Annotated in this window: 17 protein-coding genes; 10 read left to right on the plus strand and 7 right to left on the minus strand. The window is 68.6% G+C overall.

Annotation, left to right across the window (positions count from 1 at the left end; all coding sequences use genetic code 11):
- Nucleotides 1-133 precede the first annotated feature (133 nt).
- On the plus strand, nt 134-841 hold the full coding sequence (locus tag IEW15_RS00275; protein ID WP_188573951.1) for a hypothetical protein: 708 nt from the start codon (nt 134-136) through the stop codon (nt 839-841).
- Nucleotides 842-1,018: 177 nt separating this feature from the next.
- On the plus strand, nt 1,019-1,648 hold the full coding sequence (locus IEW15_RS00280; RefSeq protein ID WP_188573952.1) for a hypothetical protein: 630 nt from the start codon (nt 1,019-1,021) through the stop codon (nt 1,646-1,648).
- Between the two features lie 28 nt (nt 1,649-1,676).
- Here IEW15_RS00280 and IEW15_RS00285 read toward each other — a convergent pair whose 3' ends face one another.
- The 4 genes from IEW15_RS00285 to IEW15_RS00300 form a co-directional block, all read right to left on the minus strand.
- A complete protein-coding gene (locus IEW15_RS00285) occupies nt 1,677-2,921 on the minus strand; it encodes a glutathionylspermidine synthase family protein (RefSeq protein ID WP_188573953.1) in 1,245 nt (414 codons plus the stop codon).
- Nucleotides 2,922-2,967: 46 nt separating this feature from the next.
- Complete coding sequence (locus IEW15_RS00290) at nt 2,968-3,561, minus strand: DUF1190 domain-containing protein (protein WP_188573954.1); 594 nt, start codon at nt 3,559-3,561, stop codon at nt 2,968-2,970.
- 121 nt (nt 3,562-3,682) lie between these two features.
- The gene (locus IEW15_RS00295; protein ID WP_188573955.1) at nt 3,683-4,096 is read right to left on the minus strand and encodes a DUF350 domain-containing protein; all 414 of its coding nucleotides are present in this window, start codon (nt 4,094-4,096) and stop codon (nt 3,683-3,685) included.
- Between the two features lie 148 nt (nt 4,097-4,244).
- Complete coding sequence (locus IEW15_RS00300; protein ID WP_188573956.1) at nt 4,245-4,892, minus strand: TetR/AcrR family transcriptional regulator; 648 nt, start codon at nt 4,890-4,892, stop codon at nt 4,245-4,247.
- 279 nt (nt 4,893-5,171) lie between these two features.
- On the opposite strand from IEW15_RS00300, the gene IEW15_RS00305 reads away from it, so the two are divergent.
- From IEW15_RS00305 to IEW15_RS00320, 4 genes are read left to right on the plus strand one after another with little or no spacing between them, the layout of a single operon-like run.
- A complete protein-coding gene (locus tag IEW15_RS00305) occupies nt 5,172-6,809 on the plus strand; it encodes a class I adenylate-forming enzyme family protein (protein ID WP_229707710.1) in 1,638 nt (545 codons plus the stop codon).
- Complete coding sequence (locus IEW15_RS00310; protein WP_188573958.1) at nt 6,806-7,822, plus strand: glutathione S-transferase family protein; 1,017 nt, start codon at nt 6,806-6,808, stop codon at nt 7,820-7,822. Before IEW15_RS00305 ends, IEW15_RS00310 begins: the two co-directional genes overlap by 4 nt.
- Nucleotides 7,819-8,607, plus strand: coding sequence for a glucose 1-dehydrogenase (locus tag IEW15_RS00315; protein ID WP_229707711.1), 789 nt, complete (start codon nt 7,819-7,821; stop codon nt 8,605-8,607). The genes IEW15_RS00310 and IEW15_RS00315 overlap by 4 nt, the downstream gene beginning before the upstream one ends.
- Before the next feature lie 41 nt (nt 8,608-8,648).
- Nucleotides 8,649-9,134 (plus strand): CreA family protein, encoded by a 486-nt coding sequence (locus IEW15_RS00320; protein WP_188573959.1) that lies wholly within the window; start codon nt 8,649-8,651, stop codon nt 9,132-9,134.
- On the opposite strand, the gene yddG is transcribed toward IEW15_RS00320, so the two are convergent.
- Nucleotides 9,109-10,041, minus strand: coding sequence for an aromatic amino acid exporter YddG (yddG, locus tag IEW15_RS00325; protein ID WP_188573960.1), 933 nt, complete (start codon nt 10,039-10,041; stop codon nt 9,109-9,111). The genes IEW15_RS00320 and yddG overlap by 26 nt on opposite strands.
- Before the next feature lie 162 nt (nt 10,042-10,203).
- On the opposite strand from yddG, the gene IEW15_RS00330 reads away from it, so the two are divergent.
- Nucleotides 10,204-10,782: a LemA family protein gene (locus IEW15_RS00330; RefSeq protein ID WP_188573961.1), complete on the plus strand. Its 579-nt coding sequence runs from the start codon at nt 10,204-10,206 to the stop codon at nt 10,780-10,782.
- Nucleotides 10,783-10,925: 143 nt separating this feature from the next.
- A complete protein-coding gene (locus IEW15_RS00335) occupies nt 10,926-12,032 on the plus strand; it encodes a M48 family metallopeptidase (RefSeq protein WP_229707712.1) in 1,107 nt (368 codons plus the stop codon).
- Here IEW15_RS00335 and IEW15_RS00340 read toward each other — a convergent pair whose 3' ends face one another.
- Nucleotides 12,033-13,064 (minus strand): protein-methionine-sulfoxide reductase heme-binding subunit MsrQ, encoded by a 1,032-nt coding sequence (locus tag IEW15_RS00340; RefSeq protein WP_188573963.1) that lies wholly within the window; start codon nt 13,062-13,064, stop codon nt 12,033-12,035.
- Nucleotides 13,065-13,407: 343 nt separating this feature from the next.
- Between IEW15_RS00340 and IEW15_RS00345 the strand changes: the two genes are divergently transcribed.
- Entirely contained in the window at nt 13,408-13,794 is a 387-nt protein-coding gene (locus IEW15_RS00345) for a cupin domain-containing protein (RefSeq protein ID WP_188573964.1), read from the plus strand.
- Between the two features lie 32 nt (nt 13,795-13,826).
- Here IEW15_RS00345 and IEW15_RS00350 read toward each other — a convergent pair whose 3' ends face one another.
- Nucleotides 13,827-15,140, minus strand: coding sequence for an aminotransferase class I/II-fold pyridoxal phosphate-dependent enzyme (locus IEW15_RS00350; protein WP_188573965.1), 1,314 nt, complete (start codon nt 15,138-15,140; stop codon nt 13,827-13,829).
- 358 nt (nt 15,141-15,498) lie between these two features.
- On the opposite strand from IEW15_RS00350, the gene IEW15_RS00355 reads away from it, so the two are divergent.
- Nucleotides 15,499-16,200, plus strand: coding sequence for a glutamine amidotransferase (locus IEW15_RS00355; protein WP_188573966.1), 702 nt, complete (start codon nt 15,499-15,501; stop codon nt 16,198-16,200).
- The last annotated feature ends 5 nt before the right edge of the window (nt 16,201-16,205 follow it).

The following is a 16,205-nucleotide window of genomic DNA, read 5'->3' on the forward strand; positions in this document are numbered from 1 at the left end:
CTAAAATGTCAACAAAATCCGTGCGATAAAAAGTCATGGTTAACGGTTTATGAACGCTTGCGACGGCGTTTGAACCGCCCCATATGACGGATCACGGTCGCGTGGCATAATTGGGTCATCGGGGAGAGACGGGATGATGTTCGACGGGCTGCTGGCCGCGCACACGGCCGCCGCTGTCCTGGCCGTGCTCGCCGCGTTCGGCTTGGCACTGCTGGACCACAAGGATCGGCGACATCGGACGATGGGCGGTGTGTTCGCCCTGACGATGGCGGTGGCGCTGGGCGCGGCACTGGCCATGGCATTCGTCCAGCCGTCGCTGGTGTTGATGATCCTGACTTTGCTTTCGGTCTATGTGCTGGTGTCGGGCTGGCGGGCGGCCAAGCGCCGCTCCGCCGAGCCCGCCATTGCCGACCGCATGTTTTCAGGCGTCGCCATCGGCTTCGGCCTGCTGCTGGTGATGGCCAGCCTGACCGGCATGGTCGACCGCTCGGCCGATCCGGTGGTTGCCGCCATGATGCCGGTCGCGGCCAATATCATTCTGCCGGCGCTGGGCGTGATCGGAGCGGTGCTGGCGGTGCAGGACGTGCTGGAGGAACCCGGCCGGGTGCGGGTGGGCCGTCACATGGCCCGCATGCTCGGCGCACTGGCCGCCACCGTCACCCTGGTGCTGGTCCGCTATGAGCCGCTGTCATCGACGGCCCTGCCCAATCTGGCGCATTGGATCGCACCGACCATCGTCACTATGCCTCTGATCGTGCTGTGGATCATGCGGCTGCGCCGCGCCGCCACCTCCGACGCCCGCGCCGATCTGCCCACCGGTCAGGAAGCGCTGAGCAACTGATCCGGCAGCCGGCCGGGCCGACGCCGCGACCTGTTATCTCTGCCCGCCAATCCATTCCTTGTTTCTGTGGCTTTTCTGTGTCACACCGCACAACCGGTGCTGACCGGACGCATTTATAATGCGCCATGGGCCGGTTGCACCGGTTCCGGCAAGCCTGCGGGAGCGAGGAGAGCGGCATTGATTTTCAGCCTGTTGCTGATGGCGCACATCGCCGCCGGGGCGGTCGCCCTGGGGGCCGGGCTGGTGCTGCTGGTGCTGGCCAAGGGCGATGACCGCCATCGTCGGATCGGCCGGCTGTTCGGCCGCATGATGGTGGTGGTGCTGATCGCCGCCTATGGCCTGGCCCTGATCCGCTTCTCGCCCTTCCTGCTGGCGGTTGCGGCCTTTTCCTCTTATCTGCTGGCGGCAGGATGGCGGGCGGCGCGGCGGCGCAAACCGGCGCCCGGCATGGCCGACCGGCTGATCGCCGGGCTGATGCTGGGGGTGGGGCTGGTGATGGCGGCGGCGGGGCTGACCGGTGCCGTCGATGGTGCCGCCCGGATCGTGATGCCGGTCTTCGGCCTGCTGGGGGCGGCCCTTGCCGCCCAGGATCTGCTGGAAGGCGGCCGCAGCAATGCCGACCGGATCGGCCGCCATCTGTCGCGCATGCTGGGGGCGCTGATCGCGACCGTCACCGCGGTTCTGGTGGTCAATGGCGATGCGCTGGGCCTGCCGTCGGTGGCGGCATGGCTGGCGCCGACGGCGGCGGTGGTGCCGCTGATCGTGTGGTGGAACGTCCGGCTGAGGCGCGAACAGCCTCAGCGCTGAACCGCGGTGGCCGCGTCCGATCCGGCGGTCAATCCTTGGCGGCCGGCGTGAACAGATGCGGCACGAAGCGGCTGGCGACGCCGGTGATTGCGCCGGCATCCTCTCGTATACCAAGGGCGACCGCCTTGTCGCTGATCACCCACACCCCCAGCACTGCATGCCCGGCCGGGCCGCCGTTGATACCGGGAGCCGGTGCCAGCGGCGTGAAGGCCTGATAGACCCAGCCCTCGTCGCCGGCGATCCGCGGGCCGGCGCCGATCTGGCGCACGACACTGTCGGGCAGCGGCATGCCATCGGGCCCGAGCGTCACGATCTCGATGCCGTCGCCCTCGCGCCCGGCCATGGGCTTGGCCACCACCTGTTCGCCGGGGCCGAAGGCGGTGGGCTGGAATGCGGCCTTCAGCAGACCCGGATGATCCGGGGCAATCTCGTGCATCAGTGCCAGAATGCCCTTCGACAGCATCTGCTTCCACAAGGGCTCGAACAGGACCAGCCGGCCGGCCTCGATCGCCTCGATCAGCGGCGCACCCCAATCCTCGCGCAGCATCCATTCCGGCGGATACAGGCTGAACAGCGCCTCGATCGGCGTGCCGTCGGGATCGAAGAACCGGCGGTCGGCCTCGTCGAATTCGATGTCGTTGATGGCGACCAGCTTGGTCGCGAGTCCGGCTTCGGTGGCGATGGCCTGAAGATAGCCGGCGGTCGCCATGTCCTCGGCCACGTCGGCGGCCGTGAAATGCACCGGCCGCCCGGCCAGGGCGTCGCCCCTGGCGCGCCAGGCCTCGACCAGCGCCTCGTGCAGCAGGTTAAACTGGTCGGCGCCGGGCTGGATGCTCGGGCCGGCATCTTCCAGCCAGTGCCATTGCACGACCGAGGTTTCATACAGGCTGGTCGGCGTGGCGGCATTGTATTCAAGCAGGGCGGGCGGCCCCTCGCCGGTCCAGGCCAGATCGAGCCGGCCATAGATCGGCGCCTCCAGCATGTCGCCGTCGCGGAAGCGCCGCCAGCTCTCGGCCACCGCCGCGACCGCGAAGCCGGGCACGCCCAGTTCGCCGATCCGGCCCTGTTCCACTGCCCGATCGGCGGCGCGCAGGGCCAGGGCATGGAAGGCGGTGGCGGCGTCCTCGATCTGGTCGATCTGGGCTTCCGAAAACGCCCAATGCGCGGTTTCGTCCCAATAGACCGTGCCATCGGGAGAATGGAAGACGAAGCCAAGCTCGGTCTCGACGCGCCGCGCCCAATCGGGGCGGGGCGGGTGGGTTATGCGCTGCATGATGTCTGTCCGCCCTGAAGTTCGCCGGGATCAACCGTCGTTCGGGTCAGCCGCCGACTGAAAAGCCGCGCGCGCCGGTGCCGCCGAAGCCGCCGCTGCGGCGTGCGGGCGACACGGTGCCGGCGGGCTTGACCGGGTTGGTCACGGTGCTGCGCGCGACATTGGCCGATCCCGCCCAGTTGCCGCGCTGGCCGTTGCGGAAGACATCCTCGCGCCGCGCCTGACCCACGCGGTCGGCGCCACTGTACATATAGCCGCCGCGATCGACATAGACCGGCCGGCCCTGATAGCCACCCATATTGCCCATCATCCGGCCCATCATGAACCCGGCCAGCGCCGGCATGAACATGCTGCCGCCAGACGATGCCTGCTGCTGCTGCTGTTCGGCCGGGACCGGCTGGCAGCCGCCCTCGCCGAAATCGGCCTCGCAGGCGGCGATGTCCTCGAAACGCGGGGCGGTTTCGGCGTGGGCGGCCAATGCCTCGGCCTCGGCGGCGGCACAGTCGGCCGGCGTCAGCTCGGCGCTGCACGCCTGGGCGGTGCCATAGAGCTTCACCTCTTCCTTGTCCTCGCCACAGGCGGCAAGGGTCAAGGCGGTGCCGGCCAGCAGCAGGGTGGTGACGGCGCGGGAGCGTCGCATCGGGGGCAGCCTCATGGCATTGGAGAAGATAAAACGGATCCTGGCGTCAACATGGTGATGCCGGGCATGGATCTGTAGACCCGGCGATCGCTAAGCCTGGGCGATCGCTAAGTCTGGGCGATCAATAGGTGAGCGCGCCGGCATTGACGATGCCGGTGGCGATCGACACGCCGCCCAGCAGCACGCCATAACCCATGCGGTCGCCTTCGATGCCGGCGCGCAGGTCGCCCAGCAGGCGCGACACCACCAGGAACACCACCAATTGGCTGATGCAGGCGATGGCGCCCCACAGCGCCATGTCCAGGATCGAGACGGCGCCGGCGGCGACGCTGTTCAGCGCGATGGCGAGGCCGATGATCGTGCCGGACAGCGACAGTGCCGCGGCACGGTTGCCGGCACGGATCAGCCGGATCTCGTGATAGGGCGTGATCGCCTGATAGATGGCGGTGAACACGGCGATCAGCCCGGCCATGGTCGCAAGGAAGCCCAGATAATCGGGCAGGGCGGCGATGGTGTAGTCGAGGAAGGTCTGCATCCTGGCTCCGCGTCGGGGCTGAGGTGCGGCCGGCCATGCGCCGGCCATCGGCCTGGACGATACCCCGGCGCGGGTCCGCTTTACAATCAGGCCGGTCTCCAATCAGCGCGTCTCCAATCAGCGCGTCTCCAATCAGGCCGGTCTCCAGTCATGCCCGGCGAAACGGCGATATCACGCCGGCATTGCGCCGGAAGGCGGCGATGCCGGCCATGCAGAACCCGACCACGAAATCGATCCGCTGCGGATTGTCGGCGGCGCCGTCGGGCACGGCCGCGAATGGCCAGATGATCGCCTCGTCGATCGCGCCGGTGATGCAGGCCGCGGCCATCGCGGTATCGAAGGGGTGGTATTCGCCGCCGGCGATCGCCTGGTCCATCACGTCCGCGAACATCTCGTGAAAGCCCTTGCGGCAGGCCAGGCGTACGGCCTCCACGTCCGGGGCCACCGGTTCGGCCAGCAGGGCATGGGCAAGGCGCGGCCGTTTCAGCGCCCGGGTGAGATGGATGCGCACGGCGGCGGCCAGTCGATCGGCCCCGGGCCCGGGGCCGGTCGCGGCCCGGGTGGCGACCTCCAGCTCCCGCATGGCCGACATTCGGAGCAATTCGGTGAACAGCGCCGTCATGCTGGGAAAATAGCGATAGATCGTGCCCTCGGACACGCCGGCCCGCGCCGCCACCAGCCGGACGCGGGTGCCGCGAAAGCCTTCCGCCGCGATCTGTTCGCGGGCAGCCTTCAAGATCAGGCTGCGACGCTCCGCCTTGCGGCGTTCGGTGGCTTCTGTCGGACGATAGGGCATGGCGCTTGATCTCCGTGGAGACGGCGTTTCGGGTGCGGGGGGCCGACACTGCGATACCGTGTTCCGCCGCCTGAACAGCATGCCGGCTGCGTCGCGGGCTTGCCAGCCAGAAAGATATGAGTCCATACTCATTTTTATGGACGCCATCACAGGGTGATCCAAAGCCAACCTGCAGACCTTAGTATTCGGTCGGTCTTCGCGTCATCCCCTCAAGGACGGAGAGCTGGCATGACACTCTTCCTGCGCCCGGATGCGCAACCTTTAGGTGATGTTGATACGTTGACGGCAATCCGTGATGCCGCCGGCATCGCCACGGGCGGGAGGCCGGCGGTGAACTGGTGGCCGGCTGATACCGTGGAACCGGCGGATCAGCCGGGGCTGGGCGACTGGCTGGCTGCCATGGCCGCGCGCCATCCGGCGCGCCGGGCCATCGACGGCGATGGCGGCGGTCTGGATTATGCCGGCCTTGATGCGCGGGTGAACCGCACCGCCCGGCTGCTGCGGGCGGCGGGGCTGGGCGTCGGCGACCGGGTGGCTGTGCTGTCGGAAAACCGGACGGAATATCTGGAACTCGCATTTGCCGCCGCGCGCAGCGGCGTCATTCTGGCGGCCTTGAACTGGCGGCTGTCGGCGGGCGAGCTTGCCCATTGCGTCGGGCTGGTGGCACCGTCGCTGCTGATCGCATCGCAACGCTTTGCCGCCGCCGCCGCGGGGTTGCTTCCGGATGACCGGGTTCGTGTGTTCGGGCGCGATTATGAAACGGCACTGACCCATCAGAGCCCTGAGCCGCTGGACAGCGATGATCCGGCACAGGGGCTCGATCCGGAAGCCGGCCTGCTGATCCTGTATACCAGCGGCACCACCGGTCTGCCCAAAGGCGCGCTGATCAGCCATCGCGCCGAACTGGCGCGGCTGGCGCTGAGCACGGGGGAACTTGGCCTGCAATCCGGCGATGGCTTTGTCGCCTGGGCGCCGATGTTTCACATGGTGTCGATCGAACATGCCATGCATGTGCTGTGCACCGGCGGTTGCGTCACCGTGGTGGACGGCGCCGACATTCCGCGTCTGGTGGATCTGGCCGGAACCCGACCGCAATGGTGGCTGGTGCTGATCCCCGGCATGATCGAGCGGGTGGTGGCCGAGATCCGCGACCGGCGGGCCCGGCCCGGCGGCTGGCGGCCGGCGCCGATCCGGATGGTGGGCGCGCTGGCCGATCTGCTGCCGCCCGATCTGGTGGCCGACGTGTCGGGCGCCCTGAACGCCCCCTATTGGAACAGCTTCGGATCCACCGAGACCGGCATGCTGCCGGCGGCCGGCACCCGTTTCGCGCCCGGCGAGCGGCCAGCCGATCTGGCCAAAGCCCCGAACGGCCTGCATCTGTGGCGGCTGGTCGGTCCCGACGACCACGACGTGGCCCCGGGTGCGGCGGGCGAGATCGCGGTGCGCGGCCCGACCGTGTTCAGCGGCTATTGGAACGCGCCGGAGGCCAATGCCCGCGATTTCCGCGGTGGCTGGTTCCATATGGGCGACCTGTTCCGGCAGCGCCCCGATGGCCGGCTCGATTTCGTCGATCGCGCCAAATACATGATCAAATCCGGGGCCGAGAACATCTATCCGGTGGAAATCGAACGGGTGCTGATGACTCATCCACGGGTGGGCGAGGCGGTGGTGGTGCGCCGCCCGGACCGGCAATGGGGCGAGGTGCCGGTTGCCTTCGTGGCCCTGGCCGATGGCGCGGCGGCGGTGACGCCGGATGACTTGTTCGCCCATTGCCGGGCGCATCTGGCGCGGTACAAATGCCCGCGCGAGATCCGCTTCGTGGCCTCCCGCGACGATTTCCCGCGCAGCACCAGCGGCAAGGTTCAACGCAAGCTGCTCGAAGCCCGGGCAATGGAGAGCATGGAGGGCGTGGCATGACCGGCATCATCCTGCACCATTACGATTATTCGCCGTTTTCCGAGAAGATCCGGCTGATCTTCGGGATGAAACAGCTTGAATGGCGGTCGGTGATCGTGCCGGCGGTGATGCCCAAGCCGCAACTGCTGCCGCTGACCGGCGGCTATCGGCACACGCCGGTTATGCAGATCGGTGCCGACATCTATTGCGACACCCGGATCATCGCCCGCGAGATCGAGCGCCGCTTTCCCGAACCGCCGCTGCATGCCAATCTGGCCGAACAGGGGTTGTCCGGAGTGGTCGAGGCCTGGGCCGAGCGCGACCTGTTCTGGCCCCTGGCGCGCTATGTCAGCGGCATCAATGCCGAGCGGACGGAACCCGGCCTGAATGCCGACCGGGCGGCCCTGCGCGGCAAGCCCGAACCCTCGCCGGAGCGCCTGAAACAGGTGGCGCGCGATAGTCTGGGGCAGGCGCTGGGCGAAATCCGCCTGATCGACCAGATGCTGTCCGATGGTCGCGATTATCTGCTGGGTGGGGCGGCACCATCGCTGGCCGATCTGTCAGTGTATCACGGGCTGTGGTTCCTGGATGCGCTGCCGATCCGCTGCGGTGCGGCACTCGACCTTTATCCGCGCATCCGGGCCTGGATGCGGCGGGTGACGCGGTTGGGGCATGGCATCAGAACCGAGCTGCCGGCGGCTGTGGCGATCGACATCGCAACAGCCGCCTATCCCGAACCGCTGATGCCGGGCTGTGACGGTTCGGCGCCGGCGCCGGGCAGCCTGGTGACGGTGCGGCCCGAGGGCTATGTCACGCCGCCGGTGACCGGGGTTCTGGTGCGGGCCGATGCGGCCAGGATCGTGATCAGCCGCATCGATCCGACGGTGGGTGAGGTGATGGTGCATTTCCCGCGTGCGGGCTATGTGCTGCGGCCGGCGGCGGGACGCGGCACCGCTGCCGCACAGCCGGCCGCTGCCGGGGATGATGACATAAGCGAGGACGGACCCATGGCGCTGACGGGATATGACCGGTGACCGGCGCCCTGCATCCGGGCCAGCTCGATGGCCGGGTGGTGCTGCTGACCGGGGCGGCATCGGGCATTGGTGCCGCCTGCGCCGAGCGGATGCTGGACGAAGGCGCCCGGGTCATGATGACCGATATCGATGCCACGCGCGGCCGGCTGCTGGCCGACCGGCTGGGCGAAATGCATCACGACCGCGTCGCCTTCACCGCCCATGACGTGACCGACGAGGCCGCGTGGCGGGCTGCGATCGACGCGGTCGGCGCGCGGTTCGGTGCTGTCGGCGTGGTGGTCAACAATGCCGGCGTGCTGCCGGCGCTGTGCCGGCTGGAAGATACCAGCCTTGAGGAATGGCGCCGGGTCAGCGCTGTCAATCTGGACGGCGTGTTTCTGGGCGTGAAGCACGCGATCCTGGCGATGAAGCAGACCGGCGGTGCCATCGTGAACATCTCGTCGGTGGCGGCGATGATCGGCATGCCGATCACCGGCGCCTATAACGCCACCAAGGCCGGCGTGCATATGCTGACCAAATGCGCGGCCCTGGAATGCGCCCATCTGGGCTATCCGATCCGGGTGAATTCGGTCCATCCGGGCTATGTCCGCACCGAGATGACCGACGCCATCGCCGAGCGGCTGGGCGGTGACCGCTTTGCCAGCCGGATGCAGGCGGTGACCCCGATGCGCCGGCTGGGGGAGCCGCGCGAGATTGCCGACGCGGTGGTGTTCCTGGCGTCGGACCGGGCCTCTTATGCCACCGGCACTGCACTGGTCATCGACGGCGGCTGGACGGCCCAGTAGGATCGGCGGGCGATGTTCCCCTGATCCGCGAGGCTATGCCCATGCGTTCCGTCGTTCTGCCCCTGCTCGGTTTGTGCGGCCTTGCCGTGGTTGGTGTCCTGTCGGCCGGGCCGGCAGCGGCCGAGGAGGTCGGCTGTGTCAGCACCACCTTCAAACTGGTCGGGCCGAACAACAAGATCTGCGTCGACAGCTTCCGCGATCCCAAGATCGACGGCGTGGTCTGCCATGTCAGCCGCGCCAAGACCGGCGGCATCAAGGGGGCGATCGGTCTGGCGGAAGACACCTCCGACGCCTCGATCGCCTGCCGGCAGGTCGGGCCGGTGACGATCAAATCCAAGCTGAAAGAAGGCGAGGACGTCTTCCGCGAAAGCCGGTCGTGGCTGTTCAAACGACTTCAGGTGGTCCGCTTCTTCGACGAGCCGAACAACACCCTGATCTATCTGAGCTATTCCGACGAGCTGATCGACGGCTCGCCCAAGAACGCCATCTCCACGGTGCCGATCATGCCCTGGCCTGACGCGAAGTGATCCGGGCGCCGAAGGTGGCGGTCAATGCGCCGCCGGCCACCAGGGCACAGGCGACCGCAAGGCGCCAACTGGGTTCAGCCCGGCCGAAGCCGACCAGCAGCAGCGTGGAGATAACCGGCGCCGCATAGGAGGCGACCCCCAGCAGGCGGACATCGCCGCGCTTCATGCCGATATCCCAGGCAAAGAAGGCAAGGCCCACCGGGCCGAGGCCGAGGGCTGCCACCGCCGCCCATTCCACCGCGCCTGCCGGCCATGTCGTGGTCTCGAAGGCAAGGTGGCAGGCAAGGCCCAGAACCGCGGTGGCGGCACAGAACCAGCCGACCGCATCGGTCGGCACGTCGCCGAAGCGCCGCGAGCCGACCGAATAGGTCGACCAGATCAGCGCGCAGGCCGCCGCCGCCAGATAGCCCGGCACGGCGGCCGGGTCGAAGGCGAGCCCGGCCCTGGCAATGAGTGTGGCCGTGCCGGCAAGGCCCATCAATGCACCCAGAATATGGGCGGCCCGCAGCCGTTCGCCCGGCAGCAGCCCCGACAGCACCACGATCAGCAGCGGCCACAGATAGGCGATCAGGCTGGCTTCCGCCGCAGGCGCCAACCGCAGCGCCAGGAAATAGCAGGCGTGATAGCCGAACAGCCCGCCCACCCCCAGCAGCCACACCGCCGGCGGGTGGCGCAGATGCCGGGTCCAGCGCTCGCCCGCCCAGATCCATTTCGTGGCCATCAGCAGAAAGGCGATGGCGAAGGTCATCGCCACCATCTGGAAGGGCGGCACGGTGCCCGACAGATCGGTGAACAGAGCAAGCGCCCCCCACATGAGCACGGCGGTGAAGCCGATCAGGGTGGCGCGGGCCTGCACCGGTTGACGGGTCTGCACCGGTTGACTGGTCGGGGGGGCTTTGGCTGGCATGAAGCGGGCAATCCGGCGGTGATGCGATGATGGGCGGGGCGCAGCACGCATCCTATGCCGGATCATCCGGCTTTGGTCATGAGGATCGGTGATGCGGCCATCATTGTCGGCAATGGCTGGGCGGGGTAGGCTCGCCGGTGCAACAGCATAGGGATGACGATCATGGAAGTCTGGATCGCGATCGGCGCCGTGGTGCTGCTCGCGCTGTATGCGATCACCACCTATAACGGGCTGGTCGGGCGCCGCAACGGCGTGCGCAATGCCTTCGCCCAGATCTCGGTGCAGTTGAAGCGCCGGCATGATCTGGTGCCGAATCTGGTGGCGGCGGTGCGTGATGCCATGGCGTTCGAGCGCGAGACCCTGGAGGCGGTGGTGGCCGCCCGCGGCCGCGCGATCAGCGCCAATGAGCGGGCGACCACGGGTGGTGCCGCCGAACGCTCGGCGGCGCTGGCGGCCGAGCGCGAACTCGGCGCCGGCCTTGGCCGGCTGCTGGCGGTGGTTGAGGCCTATCCCGAAATCCGCTCCGGCGCCCATGTCTCGGAGTTGACCGAGGAACTGCGCTCGACCGAGAACCGCATCGCCTTTGCCCGCCAGCATTACAACGACAGCATCCAGTCCTATAACGACCGGGTGCAGATGTTCCCGTCGAACGTGATCGCGGGGCTGTTCGGCTTTCGCACCGAGGCCTTCTTTCAGGTCGACGAGGCCGAGACCGCCGTTCCCACCGTTTCGCTGCGCTGAGGCCGCTGATGCAGGATGATGGCGGGCAAAAACCGGCCGGCGGCAAGCCCGCACATCGCGGACCATGGGGATGGCGCGTGGCGCGGGGGCGGCGCCGGCCATGGGAGAGCGCGCATGCGGCGGCGGCCACGGCGACGACCGCTATGGCCATGAACGATGTGGCGGCGGCGGAACAGGCTGATGACGTGCCCCGGCCGATCGAGGGGCCGCGCATCGACCGCACCGATTTCGCCAGCGCCATCCGCGCCAACCGTCGGCGCAGCCTGATGATCTGCGCCGGATTGACCCTGCTGGGCGTGGTGCTGGGCTATCTGGTGGGCTTCGTGATCCTGCCGCCGGACAATTTGGCGGCGGCCGGTGCCGAGCAGACCGGCTGGGTCGGCGATGACGCCTGGCTGCTGACCGGTGGCGGCGCTGTCGGTGCCGCGGTGATGGCGGCGGCGGGCGGTTTGTGGTCGGTGCTGGCGCTCACCCGCGGCGACCGCATGGCGCTGAGCATCGCAGGCGCCCGCGATGCCGACCCGGTCGCCCATCGCCGGCTGCACAACGTGGTCGAGGAAATGGCTCTGGCGGCGGGCCTGCCCAAGCCACGGGTGATGGTGATCGACACCGATATGCCCAACGCCTTCGCGGCCGGCCTGCGGCCTGAGCGCGGCACCATCGCCGTCACCCGCGGGCTTATGGAGCGGCTGAGCCGCGACCAGCTTCAGGCGGTGGTGGCCCACGAAATGGGCCATCTGGCCAATGGCGACAGTCGCTATATGGTGGTGGTGTCGGTGGTGGTGGGGCTGATCGTGATCGTGGCCTCGATCGCGCGCAGCATGGCGCGCTTCGGGGCGCTGTCAGGGGGAAGCGGCCGTGGGCGCGGCAGTGACCGGGGCGGTGGCGGCGGCAATGCCGCGCTGGTGGTGATCGCCCTTGTGCTGATGCTGGTGGCGTTTCTGGCGCCGCTGGCGGCGCAGATGATGAAATTCGCCCTGTCGCGCCAGCGCGAATATCTGGCCGATGCCACGGCCGTGAAGCTGACCCGCAACCCGCAGGCGATGATCGGCGCTCTGGACCAGCTCGACAGGGCCGCGGCCGAAACCTCACGCGCCGCCCCGGTATCGGCGCGGGCGCTTGAGGCCTTGTGGATCGTCAATCCGCTGGATGGCCCGGGCGAGAGCGGCCGTCGTCGCCGCCCGGCCGGGCTGTTTTCAACCCATCCGGCGATCGAGGACCGGATCGACCGCATCCGGGCCATGGCCTGATCACTCGCCGCCCGGCCCTGACGTGGCGGTGCGGGGGATATCCTGGCGCGGCTGCCGCCTGCGGCCGGGCGCGGGCTTGCGGCGCGGTGCCGTGCGACGGGCCAACTCGTGCAGCCCGGCCATGGCCAGCGCCGCCAGCGTCACCACGGCCGCCGGGCGGGGGAACACGTCGGGATTGATGTTCGCGACCACCAGCTTCAGCGGGTCGATGCCGGTGCCGAAGGCGAACCACGCGCCTTCGATCGCGACTGTCAGCAGGCCCGCCGCCAGTGCCAGCATCACAAGCCCGGCAGGCTTGCGAAGGATCTGCGGGCGGCGCGCATCGGCCAGCCGCCACAGGGCGGCCCAGCCCAGCACGCCGGCCAGGATGGTGGCCTCCGACGGTTCCAGCCGGGTCTGCATGAAATAGTGCAGTGCGCCCAGCAAGGCCGCGGCATAGACCAGCTTGTGCAGCCGCTTCCACGCCCGCCCGCCCAGCCGGCGCAGCATGCCGTCGGTGGATGTGGCCAGCAGCACCGCCAGAATCAGAACGGCCACGAACCCGATGGTGAGATAGGTGCGCAGCCAGATTTCGGACAGGACGCGCGCGATATCGCCCTTCATGTACAGGATGTAGAGTGCCAGATGGCCGAGCGCATACAGCCCGGCCGCAACGCCGATCATCCGCCGAAGCTGGCCGATCATCGGCCGGGCCAGGGTCACCCGCAATGGCGTGATCAGCAATGACAGCGCCAGCAGCCGGATCGCCCACAGCCCGGCCAGAAGCAGCGCTTCCTTCACCGCCGGCACACCCAGCCCGCCGCCGGCAGAACCGGCGGCCGGACCCAGAAGCCCGCGATCGGGCAGGGCCGGTCCGCCGCCGATACCCGTCGGTCCAGGCCCGACACCGCCGATATCTGTCAGGCCGGGGGCGGCGCCGCTGCCATTGGCCATGCTCCACAGAATCCACACCGCCGGCAGGAACAGGCCGGCCAGCACCACGGCCTTGACCGGAGAGAACCGGCCGCGGGGATCGTTCCAGGGAAAGCGCATCGGGATCGGCCTTGGATGGGGAAGGGGCGGGGGATGGGGAAGGGGCGGGGGATGGGGAAGGAAGGGGCGGGGGACGGGCGGCGGTGATGTCTCATGATGCGACGACCCGCCCTCAGCAGATGGCGGCAGAAGCACCGGTCACGCAAGTCATGCTCTGTACACCATCGCTCACGTTCCGGTGATCCGGGCCGGGGCGGGGGGTATTCCGTCCGCTCACGCGAAAAATATAAGCGTTACTCGACTCACAGGTTCAATCCGTGGTGGAATTCCCGCGGATGGCCGGCACGAACCGGCTCTGGCGCGGCGAACCGCCGCCGACCTCCTGAGGATGGAGACGTGTGTGATGGACGTGCACAGCATTGACGAGATCGCCGGCGGCCTGCCGCTGCTGACCGTCGGCCCCGGCACCACCCAGGCCGATTTCATGACGGCGATGCGGCCATTGGGGGTCGCCAATGGCTGCGTGGCCAGCCTGCTGCGCTATACAGGCCAGGTGCCGTGGGAACGCCACCCCCAGGACGAGCAGGTCTTCGTGTTGAAGGGCGCGATCCATCTGACCCTGCTGCATGATGCGGGGCCTGAGCAGATCCTGATCGAGGCGGGCAATTTCGTCGTCATTCCGGCCGGTGTCTGGCACCACCCGATGCCGGCGCCGGAGGCGACCAGCTTCGCCGTCACCTCGATGGTCGGCACCGAGCATTCGGTGGCTCAGGATCCCCGGGCCGCCTGACGACGCCGGTGTGACGGCGGGTCCGGGCAGGATCAGGTATACAGCAGCCGCCCCGGCCGCATGCTGTCGGCGAGGGCGCGGGCGACCGCCTCCTCTTCGCCGGCGGCAAGGCCGGCGATGCCGATCCGCACGCCGGGCCCGCTGCGCAGCCTGAAAATCTCGCCGGCCTGGATCGCCCAGCCCCTGGCCAGCATGCCCTGGACCACCTCGGCCTCGCGCTGAACCGGTACCCAGACATGCAGGCCCGAGCGGGCGGTGCCGGTGATGCCCTCGGCGGCAAGGCAGGCCAGCAGGCGTTCGCGCCGCGCCGCATAGGATGTGGCCGCGCGCGCGATCAGCCCGGTGGTCTCAGGCGCGGACCAGACCTGCATCACCAGCCGCTGAATGATGTGGCTGACCCAGCGCGGCCCCAGCGCCTGCTGGTCCTGAAGCCGGGCGATGGTCATGGCGTCGCCGGTCATCACCGCCAGTCTCAGATCGGGGCCGAGGAATTTCGACACCGAGCGGATGATCGCCCAGGGCCGGCTGCCGGGATGGGCCGGCGCGGCGGTGACCGGCGGCGCGCCCGACACGGCACTTGCATGATCATCCTCGATCAGCACGACATCGGGATGCCGGTCGAGCACCGCCGCCAGGGCGGCGGCACGCTCGGCGCTCATGCAACTGCCGGTCGGGTTCTGGGCCCGGGGGGTCAAAACCACACCGCGAATGCCGGCGGCGAGCGCTGCTTCCAGCGCCTCGACCTGCACCCCGTCATCGTCGAGTGGCAGCGGCACCGGTTTCAACCCCAGCGACCGCACCAGCAGCAGGGCCGAGACATAGCCGGGGTCTTCGATCCCGATCGCATCGCCCTGGCGCAGATGGGCCCGCAAGCCGCGTTCCAGCCCGTCCATGGCGCCTGAGACCACGGCGACCCGGCCGGCAGGCAGGCCGTCGGTGCGAAAGGCATGGGTGGCGAAACGCACCAGATCGGGATCGTCCTCGACCATCTCATAGCCGCCCGGCGCCAGATCCAGCGCCGCCAGCCATGGCCGCAGATCGGGCAGCAGGCTGGCATCGACATTGCCTGAGGCAAGGTCGCGGACATCGGCCGGGATGATGGTGCGATAGATCTCGACACTGGGCGTGCCGGCAACGCGCGATCCCTGGCGGCCATTGCCGGTGACCAGGCCCGCATCGCGCAACCGCGCATAGGCGGCGGTCACCGTGTTGCGGTTGACCCCCAGCCGCTCGGCGACCTCGCGCACCGATGGCAGTTGTTCGCCGGGGCTGACCTGCCCGGTGCGGATCGCGCGCTCGACGCTCGCCGCGATATCGGCGGCCGACCTGCCGGTGACGAAATGCATGAGGTCCGGAACTCCCGGCGTGAGGGGCAGGCCCGGCCCGGCCTCTGCCGGCCGAAGCCGCCTAAGGGCCGGCCCCCGGGGCCGCAAGGAGATGGCTGCATCATTCCCGGACATTTATGGCGTCATCTCCTGTGATCGGCAATCACCCAGCCATGATCGGCGTGGATGGGCCTTGTGTTCCTGGCGGTTGTCATCGGTGTGCGGAGCGGATCTCGGATGCTGAACCCGGGCCCGGCAGCGGTGCTCGGCGCTGGCCGATGTTCTCTGCGTCGGGCCTTGCCGGATGATGGGGAAGCGGGTAGATATATCGGCACGTGTCAAAAGATAGATTGGCATGGGTCATTAATCGGAGGCAACGATGCTGAAGACCGCCGTCGCCATTCGCCACCTCGCCTTCGAGGATCTGGGTTGCTTTGAACCGGTGCTGGAGCGGGCCGGTTACAAGGTTCACTACTACGATGCGGGCGTGGACGATCTGTGGACACTCGACCCGCTGACCACCGGGCTGATCATCGTGCTGGGCGGTCCGATCGGGGCCTATGAGGACGACAAATATCCGTTCCTGGCCGATGAACTGACCCTGATCGAGCAGCGGCTTGCCGCCGGTCGGCCGATCTTCGGCATCTGCCTGGGCGCGCAGCTGATGGCGCGGGCGATGGGGGCCAGGGTTTATCCCGGCCCGGCCAAGGAAATCGGTTTCGCGCCGCTCTCCCTGACGGATGCCGGTGCCGCGTCGTGCCTGGGGGTGTTCGGCGACGAGCCGGTGCTGCATTGGCATGGTGATCGGTTCGACCTTCCCGATGGTGCGGTGGGGCTGGCATCGACGCCGCTCTGCCCCGTGCAGGCCTTCAGCCGCGGCCCGAATGTTCTGGCGGCGCAGTTTCACCCGGAAGCGGGTGGCGAGGGCTTCGAACGCTGGCTGATCGGCCACACGGTGGAACTGGCGGCGGCGGGCGTGGATGTGCCGGCATTGCGGGCGGCAAACGCCGAGCTCGGGCCGATGCTCGGATCGCGTGCCGCCGCCTGCCTGCAAACCTGGCTGCGCGGCCTGGACGCCTGACGTCG

It is taken from the genome of Tistrella bauzanensis, from assembly GCF_014636235.1.
Taxonomy (GTDB): Bacteria; Pseudomonadota; Alphaproteobacteria; order Tistrellales; family Tistrellaceae; genus Tistrella; species Tistrella bauzanensis.